Source organism: Rhodococcus sp. Z13_19A (assembly GCF_058133575.1).
In genome coordinates this window covers 971,129-983,356 of the sequence record NZ_JBYUNN010000001.1, presented here as the reverse complement: position 1 = coordinate 983,356, position 12,228 = coordinate 971,129, and the positions used below count along the sequence as shown (strand labels likewise).

The 12,228-nt window shown below is 73.3% G+C and carries 9 protein-coding genes; 7 read left to right on the top strand and 2 right to left on the bottom strand.

Going from position 1 to position 12,228, the window contains the following annotated elements; translation table 11 throughout:
• Positions 1-24: 24 nt before the first annotated feature.
• Entirely contained in the window at positions 25-903 is an 879-nt protein-coding gene (locus AC3YNX_RS04575; RefSeq protein WP_489994980.1) for an isochorismatase family protein, read from the top strand.
• Positions 904-921: 18 nt separating this feature from the next.
• Positions 922-4,953 (top strand): amino acid adenylation domain-containing protein, encoded by a 4,032-nt coding sequence (locus tag AC3YNX_RS04570; protein WP_489994731.1) that lies wholly within the window; start codon positions 922-924, stop codon positions 4,951-4,953.
• 21 nt (positions 4,954-4,974) lie between these two features.
• On the opposite strand, the gene AC3YNX_RS04565 is transcribed toward AC3YNX_RS04570, so the two are convergent.
• Positions 4,975-5,307, bottom strand: coding sequence for a GNAT family N-acetyltransferase (locus tag AC3YNX_RS04565; RefSeq protein ID WP_489994730.1), 333 nt, complete (start codon positions 5,305-5,307; stop codon positions 4,975-4,977).
• A gap of 180 nt (positions 5,308-5,487) precedes the next feature.
• Here AC3YNX_RS04565 and AC3YNX_RS04560 point away from each other — a divergent pair, with 180 nt between their 5' ends.
• The 5 genes from AC3YNX_RS04560 (at position 5,488) to AC3YNX_RS04540 (ending at position 11,194) form a co-directional block, all read left to right on the top strand.
• Complete coding sequence (locus tag AC3YNX_RS04560; RefSeq protein ID WP_127784517.1) at positions 5,488-6,390, top strand: SDR family NAD(P)-dependent oxidoreductase; 903 nt, start codon at positions 5,488-5,490, stop codon at positions 6,388-6,390.
• Positions 6,391-6,692: 302 nt separating this feature from the next.
• Complete coding sequence (locus tag AC3YNX_RS04555) at positions 6,693-8,330, top strand: acyl-CoA dehydrogenase family protein (RefSeq protein WP_489994729.1); 1,638 nt, start codon at positions 6,693-6,695, stop codon at positions 8,328-8,330.
• Positions 8,331-8,425: 95 nt separating this feature from the next.
• On the top strand, positions 8,426-9,748 hold the full coding sequence (locus tag AC3YNX_RS04550; RefSeq protein ID WP_127784515.1) for a cytochrome P450: 1,323 nt from the start codon (positions 8,426-8,428) through the stop codon (positions 9,746-9,748).
• Positions 9,745-10,557 (top strand): SDR family NAD(P)-dependent oxidoreductase, encoded by an 813-nt coding sequence (locus tag AC3YNX_RS04545; RefSeq protein WP_489994728.1) that lies wholly within the window; start codon positions 9,745-9,747, stop codon positions 10,555-10,557. Before AC3YNX_RS04550 ends, AC3YNX_RS04545 begins: the two co-directional genes overlap by 4 nt.
• Before the next feature lie 67 nt (positions 10,558-10,624).
• Positions 10,625-11,194 (top strand): YqgE/AlgH family protein, encoded by a 570-nt coding sequence (locus AC3YNX_RS04540; RefSeq protein WP_489994727.1) that lies wholly within the window; start codon positions 10,625-10,627, stop codon positions 11,192-11,194.
• Here the strand turns inward: AC3YNX_RS04540 and AC3YNX_RS04535 are convergent.
• Complete coding sequence (locus tag AC3YNX_RS04535) at positions 11,082-11,975, bottom strand: rhomboid-like protein (protein WP_489994726.1); 894 nt, start codon at positions 11,973-11,975, stop codon at positions 11,082-11,084. The genes AC3YNX_RS04540 and AC3YNX_RS04535 overlap by 113 nt on opposite strands.
• Between the last annotated feature and the right edge of the window lie 253 nt (positions 11,976-12,228).

Here is a 12,228-nt window from a genome sequence, read left to right as displayed (position 1 = left end):
AGCACGGCCGCCCGGCCCAGCGGCCTGCCCACCATCGCCAGCTACGTCCCGCCCACCGCGGCCGACGCCCCCGCCAACAAGGTCAGCTGGCCGGCCGACCCCGCCCGCGCGGTGCTGCTGGTGCACGACATGCAGAACCACTTCGTCGACGTCTTCCCCCGCGGGCAGGAACCGCTGGCCAGCGTGGTCCCGCGCATCCGCCAGCTGCGCGAGGCCGCCACGGCGGCCGGCATCCCGGTGGTGTTCACCTGCCAGCCCGGTGACCAGGACCCCGCCGAGCGCGCCCTGCTCACCGACTTCTGGGGTCCAGGCCTGTCCGCTGCCGGCGGGGCCCCGGACGTGGTGGCCGAGCTGGCCCCGACCAGCGAGGACACCGTGCTCACCAAGTGGCGCTACAGCGCCTTCCAGCGCACCCCGCTGCGGGAGCTGATGCGGGAGTGGGGCCGCGACCAGCTGCTCATCACCGGCGTCTACGCCCACATCGGCTGCCAGGTCACGGCCACCGAGGCGTTCATGGACGACGTGCAGGCGTTCCTGGTCGCCGACGCGGTGGCCGACTTCAGCCGCGACGACCACGCCAGCGCGCTGTCCTACGCCGCCCGCCGCTGCGCCCGCGTCCTGGACACCGACCAGCTGCTCACCGAGCTGGGCGACGGATCCCGCGAGAGCGCCACCGAGACCGACACGGCCGGGCTGGACGCGCTGCGGGACCGGGTGGCCGCGCTGCTCGGCGAGCCCGCGGAGAGCATCGACTACGACGACGACCTGGTGGACCTGGGGCTGGACTCCATCCGCCTGATGAGCCTGGTGGAGTCCACCGTGGCTGCGGGCACCACGGTGAGCTTCGCCGAGCTGTCCGAGACGCCGACCGTGCGGTCCTGGCACGCCGTGCTCCAGCACTGAGCAGGAGCGCCGGTACCGATGAGCACCACCCTGGACGCCCCGTCACCCACCCCCTCGCCGGCTGGGCCGCCGCGTCGCCCGCTGACCGAGGCGCAGCTGGCGCTGTGGATGGCGCACTGCCTGGACCCGACGAGCCCCGCGCTGTCCACCGCGGCGTACGTGGAGATCCCCGCACCGGTGGACCTGGCCGCGCTGCGCGAGGCCATTCGGCTGGTCAGCAGCGAGACGGAGAGCCTGCGGCTGGTGCTGGGCACCGGCGCCGACGGTGAGCCCTGGCAGCAGGTGGGCCCGCCGGTGCCCGCCCGGGTGGAGGTGGTCGACCTCACCGCGCCCGCCGACCGACCGGCCGCGCACGCGGCGGCGCTGGAGTGGATGCACGCCGACCTCGCGCGCCCGGCCCAGCTGGACAGCACCGCCGCCCCGCTGCCCGGCGCGCTGGCCAACCCGCTCTACGGCGCAGCGCTGCTGGTGCTGCCCGGCGGCGACGTGCTCTGGTACCAGCGCGCGCACCACCTCGCCGTCGACGGCTACGCCGTGGCGCTGCTGGAGCAGCGGGTGGCCGAGACCTACACCGCCCTGTGCGCGGGCGAGCCGGTGCCGGTGCGCCCCGACGGCGGCTTCGCCCAGGTGCTCGACGCCGAGCAGGACTACCGCACCAGCGACCAGCCCACCGCCGACCGGGAGTTCTGGACCGGGATGCTGGCTGAGGTGGAGCCCGCCCGCAGCCTCACCGACGGCACGGCTGCCCCCGCGGCCGTGGCGCTGTCCGCCACCGCCGAGCTGGGCCCGGAGGAGCTGGCCGCCGTCGAGGCCGCGGCCGAGGAGGCCGGGACGTCGTGGCTGGACCTGCTCTTCGCCGTGCACGCGGTGTACCTGCACCGGATGACCAGCAGCCAGCCTGTGCTGGGCATCCCGCAGATGAACCGCCTGGGCGGAGTGGGGGCCAGCACCCCCGCCATGGTCATGAACATCGCCGCCACCCCGGTGCCGGTGGCCCCCGACGACACGGTGGCCGACGTGGCCGCCACGGTCACCGCCCAGCGCCGTCGCCTGGCCCGGCACCGCCACTACCGCTACGAGCAGCTGCGCCGTGACCTGCGCCGCTCCGGGCCCGGCCAGCGGCTGTTCGGCCCCCTGGTCAACGTCATCGCCTACGCCCCCACGCTGTCCTTCCGCGGTGCTCCAGCCACCTCCCACACGCTCTCCACCGGTCCGGTGGAGGACCTGCACTTCACCGTGGTGCGCCGCCAGCGCGCGGCGGGACCGGCGCTGAGCCTGTCGGTGGAGGCCAACCCCGCCTGCTACGACGCGAGCGCCCCCGCCGCCCACCTGCACCGGGTGCTCGGGCTGCTGCGCACCGTGGGCGAGCAGGGCGCCGGGGTGGCGGCCAGCACGGTCGAGGTGCTCACCGCCGAGGAGCGCGAGACCGTGCTGCACCGCTGGAACGACACCGCCCACCCGGTGCCGGACACAACGTTGGTGGCGCTGCTGGCCGAGCAGGCCGAGCGCACCCCGCACGCTCCGGCGGTCCGGGGCGCGGGTGGGGAGCTGACCTACGCCGAGCTGGCGCAGCGCTCCGACGCGCTGGCCGCGGCGCTGCGGGCCACCGGCGCGGGCCGGGGCACGGTGGTGGCCGTGGGGCTGCCGCGCGGTCCCGAGCTGCTGGTCACCCTGCACGCCGTGCTCAAGGCCGGCGCCGCCTACCTGCCGCTGGACCCCGACTACCCCGAGCAGCGGCTGGCCTACCTGCTGGCCGATGCCCGCCCCGCCTGCCTGGTCACCACCGCCGAGGTGGGGCTGGCCCACGTCGCCGCAGCTGCCGGCGTGCCCACCGTGGACCCGGCCGCCGCAGATCCGATCCCCGCAGGCCCGGCTGCGGCAGCCTCGCCGGAGGACCCGCGCCCGGAGGACCCCGCCTACGTCATCTACACCTCCGGCTCCACCGGAAACCCCAAGGGCGTGGTGGTCAGCCACCGGGCCATCGTCAACCGGCTGCTGTGGATGCAGGCCACCTACCCCATCGACGTGGCCGACCGGGTGCTGCAGAAGACCCCGTCCGGCTTCGACGTGTCGGTGTGGGAGCTGTTCTGGCCCAGCATCGCCGGGGCGGTGCTGGTGCTGGCCGAGCCGGGCGGGCACCGCGACCCCCGCTACCTGGCCGAGCTCATCGGCACCGAGCGGATCACCACCGTGCACTTCGTCCCGTCGATGCTGCGGCTGTTCCTGGACGAGCTGGCCGCCGACGCCGAGGCCCGGTCGCGCTGCACCGTGGTGCTGCGCCAGGTGTTCTGCAGCGGGGAGGCGCTGCCGGCGGAGACCGCCGGGCGCCTCCTGCGCAGCCTGCCCGGGGTGGCCCTGCACAACCTCTACGGGCCCACCGAGGCTGCCGTGGACGTCACCGCCTGGACGTGCCGACCACACGACACCGAGACCCCGATCGGGCGTCCGGTGTGGAACACCCGCACCTACGTCCTGGACGCCCACCAGCGGCCGGTTCCGGTGGGTGTCACCGGTGAGCTGTACCTGGCCGGCGTGCAGCTGGCCGAGGGCTACCTGCACCGCCCCGAGCTGACCGCGCAGCGCTTCCTGCCCGACCCGTTCGGGCCGGGACGGATGTACCGCACCGGGGACCTGGTCCAGTGGCGCAGCGACGGCGCGCTGCGCTACCTGGGCCGCACCGACGGACAGGTGAAGCTGCGCGGCATGCGCATCGAGCTGGGCGAGGTCGAGAGCGCGCTGCGGCGGCTGCCGGCGGTGGCCGACGCGGCGGTCCTGCTGCGGGAGGACCGCCCCGGCGACCAGCGGCTGGTGGGCTACGTGGTGACCGAGCCAAGCCACGGTGCCGAGCCCGGAGCTGACCTGCCCGGAGCTGACCTGCCCGGCGCCCTGCGGGCCGCGGTGGGCCGAGAGCTGCCGGCGCACCTGGTGCCCACCGCCGTGGTGGTGCTCGACGAGCTGCCGCTGTCGGCCAACGGCAAGCTGGACCGCGCGGCGCTGCCGGCCCCCACCCTGGCCACCGGGGCGGACACCGTGGCCGGCACCCCGCGCGACGAGCTGCTCTGCCGGCTGTTCGCCGAGGTGCTCGACGTCGGACAGGTGCGTCCGGACGACAACTTCTTCGACCTCGGCGGACACAGCCTGCTCGCCGCGGTGCTGGCCCGCAGCGTGACCGCGGCGCTCGGGACGGAGGTCTCCGTGGGCGCGGTGGTGGGAGCCGCCACCCCCCGACGGCTGGCAGCGGTGCTGGCTGACGGCGGTGACCGCGCCGGGGACACGGGCACCGGCAGCATGCTGACCTTGCGGGAGGGCGCCGCCGCCCCGCTGTGGTGCGTGCACCCGGCCGGCGGGCTGGGCTGGTGCTACACCCGCCTGCTGCCGCACCTGCCCCCCGAGGTGGGGGTGCACGCCCTGCAGGCGGCCGGGCTCGCCGGCGGAACCGACGCCCTGCCCGCGTCCCTGGAGGAGATGGCGGCCAGCTACGTGCAGCTGCTGCGGCACCGCCAGTCGGAGGGTCCCTACCGGTTGCTGGGCTGGTCGGTCGGCGGAGCGGTCGCTCACGCCATGGCCGTGCAGCTGCGCGCCGCCGGGGAGGAGGTCGCCCTGCTGGCGCTGCTGGACGCCTACCCGGCCGAGCAGTGGCAGGGCCTGGAGCTGCCCGACGAGCAGGACTCCCGGCGCGCGCTGCTGACCATGGCCGGCATCGACCCGGAGACCGTGCCCGCGCTGGACACCGCCACCGTGGTGGCCGCCCTGCGCACCGCCAACAGCGCGATGGCCGAGCTGAGCCCGGAGGTGCTCTCGGCCATGGTGGCGGTGGTGGTGAGCAACACCGAGCTGATGCGGGCGCACCAACCGCAGCACTTCGACGGCGACGTGCTCTTCTTCGCTGCCACCGCGCCGCGCAGGGAGCACTGGCTCGACCCGCGCGGCTGGCAGGACCACGTGTCCGGCTCGGTGCGCGTGGTGGACCTGCCGTGCACCCACGCCGAGGTGATCGCCCCGCCGCACCTGCAGGTGGTGGGCGCGGAGCTCAGCGCCCACCTGGGCTGAGCGCCCGCGGGACCAGCATGCTCAGTGGCGGTGGCGCAGGTCGGCGTGCTCGGGGTGCCGGTTGAGGTAGTCGTCGACGAAGGAGCACTGCGGATCGGCGGAGAGCCCCTGGTTGCGCACCTCGGCCAGGGCGGCGCCGATGAGCACCCCGCCCAGCCCGCGACCGCCCAGGCCGGGATCGACCTCGGTGTGGGTGAACACCATCCGGCCGGCGTGCACGCGGTAGTCGGCGAGCCCCACCAGGTTGCCGTCCACCCGCAGCTCGAACCGGCTCTCGTCCGGGTTGTTGGTCACCAGCGGGGCACCCAGCTCGCCGTGGGTCGCCTGGGTCCCGGCCGTGGTTGGCTCGGTCATCCTCGTCGCCTCCTGTGTCGGTCCGGCAGCAGCCACGACGGCCACCGCGTGGGTCGAGTGTTCATCACCACGGGCCCGTTCCGCAGCACGGGTTCGCCGACGCGGAGGTGGGCGGAGAGCGGCGCGCGGCTACCGTGTACCCGCTGGTAACCCCACCTGACTTCGATCGGAAGGATCCACATGTCCGAGATCACCTTTGATGACCGCGTAGCCATCGTGACCGGCGCGGGCGGCGGCCTGGGCCGCGCCTACGCCCTGGAGCTGGCGGCCCGCGGTGCCGCTGTCGTGGTCAACGACCTCGGCGGATCCGTCAACGGTGTCGGCGGCTCGGACAGCGCCGCCCAGAAGGTCGTCGACGAGATCGTCGCCAAGGGTGGCCGCGCGGCGGCCAACCACGACTCGGTGTCCACCCCCGAGGGCGGCGCGGCGATCGTGCAGACCGCCATCGACAGCTTCGGCAAGGTCGACATCGTCATCAACAACGCCGGCATCCTGCGGGACAAGAGCTTCCTGAAGATGTCCTGGGAGGACCTGGACGCGGTGCTCGACGTGCACCTGCGCGGCGCGTTCTACGTGAGCCAGCCGGCGTTCGCCAACATGAAGGAGCACGGCTACGGCCGCTTCGTCTTCACCGCCTCCAACGCGGGCGTGTTCGGCAACTTCGGCCAGGCCAACTACGGTGCGGCCAAGGCCGGCCTGGTGGGCCTGTCCAACGTGCTCGCCATCGAGGGCGCCAAGTCGAACATCAAGAGCAACGTGATCATGCCGGTGGCCTACACCCGCATGACCGAGGAGCTCCTCGGCGCCAACGGCGACCAATTCTCCCCCGAGCTCGTCGTCCCGATGACGGTGTTCCTGGCCAGCGAGGCCAGCGAGCTCACCCACGAGGCCTTCTCCGCCCTGGGTGGTCGCTACGCCCGCGTCTTCACCGGCCTGACCCCGGGCTGGTTCGCCGGCAAGGGTGCCAAGCCGAGCGTCGAGGACATCGCCGCCAACCTGGAGCAGATCGAGAAGCAGGACGGCTACATCGTCCCCACCTCCATCGCCGACGAGCTGCAGTCGGTGCTGCCCCTCTTCGAGTAGTCCATCCCGGGGGTCCCGGAGACCCTTGAGTGATGTTCTGAACAGTGATTCACTCCGTGCGTGGCCTACCGCAGGACGCCCGCCGTCCAGCAGCGACTGGACGCGGTGCGGCACGACCTGCTGCAGGCCGCGCACGGGCACCGTCTACCGGTACTTCCCCACCAAGGCAGAGCTCTTCGCCGAGGTCGTCCGCACCGCCTGCAGCCGTGAGGTCGCCGCGTCCACCGCGGCCGCGCAGGCGGTGCCGGACCCGGCCCGCGCCTGCCAGCGAGTGAGCGCCCAGCGCAGCATCGGAGGACGGCATGACGCCCACGCACGAGGTCACCAACCAGGTTCCGCCGTTGGTGGGCCACGACGCGGCTGACTGGCCCGTGCTGCTGGAGGGCCTGGCCCGCGAGGACGCCTCCTGGGCCACCGAGAGCCTGCACGAGCTGGGCCGCCTGGCCGGCAGCGAGCAGGCCCAGCAGTGGGGCGCCCTGGCCGAGGCACACCCACCGGTGCTGCGCACCCACGACCGCTACGGCCACCGGGTGGACGAGGTGGACTTCGACCCTGCCTACCACCAGCTGATGCAGACCGCGGTGGCCCACGGGCTGCACGGCTCGCCGTGGAGCGACCCCGGCCCCGGTGCGCACGTGGCCCGGGCCGCGAAGTTCCTGGTGTGGAGCACGGTGGACGCCGGCCACGGCTGCCCCATCTCCATGACCAACGCCGTCGTGCCCGCGCTGCGGGCCAACCCCGAGCTGGCCGCGGCCTACGAGCCGCTGCTGACCTCGCGGGAGTACGACTTCGGCCTGCGGGCGCCGCTGGGCAAGCGCGGACTGATCGCCGGGATGTCCATGACCGAGAAGCAGGGCGGCTCCGACGTCCGGGCCAACACCACCCGCGCCGTCCCGGGCGGAGCCGGTACCTACCTGCTCACCGGGCACAAGTGGTTCACCTCCGCGCCCATGTCCGACGTCTTCCTGGTGCTCGCGCAGGAGGCCGACGCCGGCCTGTCCTGCTTCCTGCTGCCCCGGGTGCTGCCCGACGGCACCCGCAACCGGATGCACCTGCAGCGGCTGAAGGACAAGCTGGGCAACCACTCCAACGCGAGCTCGGAGGTGGAGTACGACGAGGCGGTGGCCTGGCGCGTCGGGGAGCCCGGGCGCGGGGTGCGCACCATCATCGAGATGGTCAACATGACCCGGCTGGACTGCATCATCGGCAGCGCCGCCGGCATGCGCACCGGCATCGCCCAGGCCAGCCACCACGCCGCCCACCGGGCCGCCTTCGGTGCCCAGCTGGTGGACCAGCCGCTGATGCGCAACGTGCTGGCCGACCTGGCCGTGGAGGCCGAGGCGGCCACCACCGTGGCGCTGTGGCTGGCCGGGCTGACCGACCAGGCCGAGGTCGGCGACACCCACGCTGCGGCGCTGCGGCGCATCGGGCTGTCGGTGAGCAAGTACTTCGTCTGCAAGCGCGGCCCCGGCCACGCCGCGGAGGCGCTGGAGTGCTTGGGCGGCAACGGCTACGTCGAGGAGTCGGGCATGCCCAAGCTGTACCGGGAGGCTCCGCTGCTGAGCGTGTGGGAGGGCTCGGGCAACGTCGCCGCGCTGGACGGGCTGCGCGCGATGGCCCGCGAGCCGGAGGCGCTGGCGGTGTTCCTGGCGGAGCTGGACTCGGTGGCTGGCGCCGACCGCCGCCTGGACGCCGCCGTCGCCGTGGTCAAGCGCGACCTGGCCGACCCCGGCGACCTGGAGCACCGTGCCCGCCGCGTCGCCGAGCACCTGGCCCTGGCCCTGCAGGGGATGCTGCTGGTCCGCAGCGGCCACCCCGCGGTGGCGGACGCCTTCTGCGCCAGCCGCCTCGGTGGGGACTGGGGCAGCGTCTACGGCACCCTGCCGTCCGGGCTGGACACTGCCGCCATCGTCGCCCGCAGCACACCCAAGGTCGGGTGACGCCCTGACCAGCGGGATGCGGCGCAGGTGCTGAGAACGGTGCCGCGGCACGTACTGTTGACCCGTCGTTGCCCCCGTCGTTCAGGAACTGATGCATGAGCACCCAGGAGCAGACACCCGCCGCGGCCGCAGGTCAGTGCCCGGTTGCCCACGGCCGCAAGCCAGCCCGGGGGTCGCGCATGCCCGGGATCGCCCAGCTGTACCTGGGCCTGCGGCACACCATCGGCTTCTCCCGCTGGTCGCAGCGCCGCTTCGGCGACGTGCACGTGGCCAAGGCGTTCCCGATGGGCAAGTCGGTCTACATCGCCGACCCCGAGCTGGTGGCGGCGATCTTCGCCGGCCCGCACGACACGCTGCACGCCGGCGTCACCAACGGCATCTTCCTCAAGGCCATCTTCGGGGAGCGGGGCATCCTCTCCGTGGACGGGGAGGAGCACACCCAGACCCGCAAGGCCCTGATGCCGCCGTTCCGCGGCAAGGCCATCAACGGCTACGCCGACATCATGCGGGAGGAGACCGAGCGCCGGATCGCCTCCTGGAAGGTCGGCGACGAGATCAAGATGGTCGACGAGGCCCGCGCCATCACCCTCGAGGTCATCCTGCGCACCGTCTTCGGTGCGGTCAGCGGCCCGCAGATGGACGAGCTGCGCACCGCGGTGACCAAGGCCTCGGAGATCACCCTGGTCGGCAGCACCTGGATGGTCTTCCCCCAGCTGGGCAAGATCCCGCCGTGGCGGTCCTTCGACCGGCTCATCGCCCGCACCAACGAGCTGCTGGACGCCTTCATCGAGGAGCGCCGCGGTGCGTCCGACCTGGACGAGCGCACCGACACGTTGTCCCTGCTGGTGCGCAGCTCGGGCAAGGACAACGAGTGGCTGCGCAACCAGCTGATGTCGCTGGTGGGCGCCGGGCACGAGACCACCACCACCTCCCTGGCCTGGGCGATGGAGCTGCTCTCCCGGCACCCCGCGGTGCGGGAGAAGGCGCGAACCTCTGACGACAGCTACCTCGACGCCGTGGTCAACGAGACGCTGCGGATGCGCACCGTGCTGCCTGGGGTGGGTCGCAAGACGAGCCGGTCGATCGAGCTGGGCGGCTACACCTTCGGCAAGGGCACCATGCTCAACCCGCAGCTGGAGGCCATCCACAACGACCCGAAGATCTGGGGCGACCCGGAGGTGTTTCGGCCGGAGCGGTTCCTGGACCGCAAGCTCGCCACCAACGAGTTCATCCCCTACGGCGGCGGCAAGCGGCGCTGCATCGGTGCGCTGTTCGCGCACAAGGAGATGGTGGTGGCGCTGCGGACCATCCTGGACGCGATGGACTTCGAGCACGTTGGACCCGCGGCGGAGAAGCACAAGCACTCCCACGTGACCATGGCCCCGGCCAAGGGCGGCCTGATCCGGCGGACCCGGTGAAGGCGCGCCGCGGGTATGCGGGCAAGACCGCGGTGGTCACCGGCGCAGGCTCGGGCATCGGCCGGGCGCTGGCCCTGAACCTGGCCGAGCGGGGCGCCCGGCTGGCGCTGAGCGACGTGCAGGGCGACGCCGTTCAGGAGACCGTGCGGCAGTGCCAGGAGCAGGGGGCGCAGGCCCGGGCGTGGAAGCTCGACGTCAGCGACCGGGAGGCGGTGCGCGCCCACGCCGAGGAGGTGGTCGAGCACTTCGGCGGGGTGGACCTGGTGGTCAACAACGCGGGGGTGTCGGTCACCGGCCGGGTCGCCGAGCTCACCGACGCCGACCACCGCTGGATCATGGGTATCAACTACTTCGGCATGGTGCACGGCACGCAGGCCTTCCTGCCGCACCTCGCGGCCAGCGGCGACGGCCAGCTGGCCAACGTATCCAGCGTCTTCGGGCTGATGGCCTTTCCCAAGCAGGCCGCCTACAACGGCTCGAAGTTCGCCATCCGCGGCTTCACCGAGGCGCTGCGGATGGAGCTGCTGGCTGACCAGGTGCCGGTGCAGGTGAGCCTGGTCCACCCCGGGGGGGTGCGCAGCAACATCGCCGAGAACGCCCGGGTGACCGCCTCGGAGAACAAAATGGAGTCGGCCAAGGCGTTCAACAAGATCGCCATGACCACCCCGCAGGGCGCTGCAAGGTCCATCATGCGCGGGCTGGAGCGGGAGAAGCCGCGGATCCTGGTGGGCCCGGACTCCCGGGTGATCGCCGCCCTGCCGCGGCTGCTCGGCGCCCGCTACCAGGGGCTCGTGCACCGCCTCGGCTGAGCGGGCCCGCATCGCGGCGAACCGAGTTCCACCCGCCGCCGACCACCGGCGATGGCAGGATTGAGGCGTGGAGCTGACGCAGGTGCGGTCGGGGTCGTTGCTGGTGTCCTCGGTCGAGCTGGTGGAGCAGACCTTTCGCCGCACGGTGATCTACGTGATCGAGCACAACGAGCTCGGCAGCCTCGGCGTGGTGCTCAACCGTCCCAGCGACACGGCAGTGCACGACGTGCTGCCCGGCTGGGCGCCGCACACGGTGCGCCCGCAGGCGCTGTTCGTGGGTGGTCCGGTCAAGCGGGACTCCGCGCTGTGCCTCGGCCTGCTGCGTCCCGGGGCGGCCGCCGACGGGGTCTCCGGCCTGCGCCCGGTGCACGGGCGGGTGGTGATGGTGGACCTGGACGCGGAGCCCGACGAGCTGGCGCCGGTGCTCGAGGGCGTGCGGATCTTCGTGGGCTACGCGGGCTGGTCGGCCGGGCAGCTGGAGGCCGAGCTGGAGCGGGAGGACTGGCTCGTGGTGCCGGCGCTGCCTAGCGACGTGGTGGTACCAGGGCGCGTCGACCTGTGGGGACGGGTGCTGCGACGACAACCGATGCCGATGGCGCTGCTGGCGACTCACCCGATCGAGCTGGAGCGCAACTGACCGGCAGGTCCGCACGGCCCACCGGGCGGATCCGGGTGGCCAGCACCACCACGGCCGCCAGCACCGGGGCCGACCACCAGCCGGGCGTCGCCCACCCCACGATGCACAGCCCGAACAGCGACGCCCACGCCAGCAGGGCCAGCGAGCCGCGGGTGGTCATCGGGCGGCGCGGGGTGAGCGGGTGGCGCCGGTGGACCAGCGCCGCGAGCACCAGACCCACCACGCCGGCCACCAGGTGGCCCACCGCGGTGAACGTGGGCGCGCTGAGAACCGCCTGCACCGCCAGCACCAGCCACACCGCGGCCCAGGTCAGCCGCCAGCCGCGCGGGACGGCGAAGGTGAGGGCGGTGAGCACGGCGAACACCCCGTAGCTCACGCCGACGTCGGTGGCCTGGCTCCACGAGACCGGGAACCAGCCGCTGCTGATGCCGAACCACAGGCCCACCGCCACCAGCGAGGTGGCGAGGAGGTGGCCCGCCACGAAGGTGCTGAGCATCCGCCAGCCGCCCCAGGCCCGCTCGGCCAGCGCGAGGGTGGCGCCCACGCCCAGGCAGGTGAACCACACCGGGCCCTCGGCGATGACGAAGGCGCTGGAGACCAGGGTGCTCAGCCGCCACTGGCTGAGGTTGTGCACGTTGGTGCTGGCCGCGGAGATCACCGCGTCCTTCCAGTGCGTGCCGACCGTGCTCAGCGCCAGCCCGACCGTGCCCAGGGCGCCGAGGTAGGACAGCGTCACCGGCACCGAGCGCCCGATGCGGGGCAGGCGTCGAAGGTGCAGCATCAGCGGGGCTCCCGTCCTCGTCCAGACCCACCCACACCCTGGCGAGGCTGCGTGGTCGCCGTAGCCGAGCTGTGGCCGGGCCGTCACCTCGCAGTGTGCCGCGGTCGCAAGGTGTGCGCAGCGATCCGGGCCACTCGGTTCACCGGGGAGGCGGCGCGTGGCCGTCGATCGCCCTGGGCGCCTAGGTCACTGCTCCAGGTGCGACCGTCCTCACGTCGCCGCCCTCCCCCCGGGACGGCCCCGAAAAGGGCGT

What these genes read in the sequence shown, in the direction of transcription:
- AC3YNX_RS04570 (WP_489994731.1), top strand. Translation starts at nt 922, where the DNA reads ATGAGCACCACCCTGGACGCCCCGTCACCCACCCCCTCGCCGGCTGGG.
- AC3YNX_RS04565 (WP_489994730.1), bottom strand. Translation starts at nt 5,307, where the DNA reads ATGACCGAGCCAACCACGGCCGGGACCCAGGCGACCCACGGCGAGCTG.
- AC3YNX_RS04555 (WP_489994729.1), top strand. Translation starts at nt 6,693, where the DNA reads ATGACGCCCACGCACGAGGTCACCAACCAGGTTCCGCCGTTGGTGGGC.
- AC3YNX_RS04535 (WP_489994726.1), bottom strand. Translation starts at nt 11,975, where the DNA reads ATGCTGCACCTTCGACGCCTGCCCCGCATCGGGCGCTCGGTGCCGGTG.
- AC3YNX_RS04550 (WP_127784515.1), top strand. Translation starts at nt 8,426, where the DNA reads ATGAGCACCCAGGAGCAGACACCCGCCGCGGCCGCAGGTCAGTGCCCG.
- AC3YNX_RS04560 (WP_127784517.1), top strand. Translation starts at nt 5,488, where the DNA reads ATGTCCGAGATCACCTTTGATGACCGCGTAGCCATCGTGACCGGCGCG.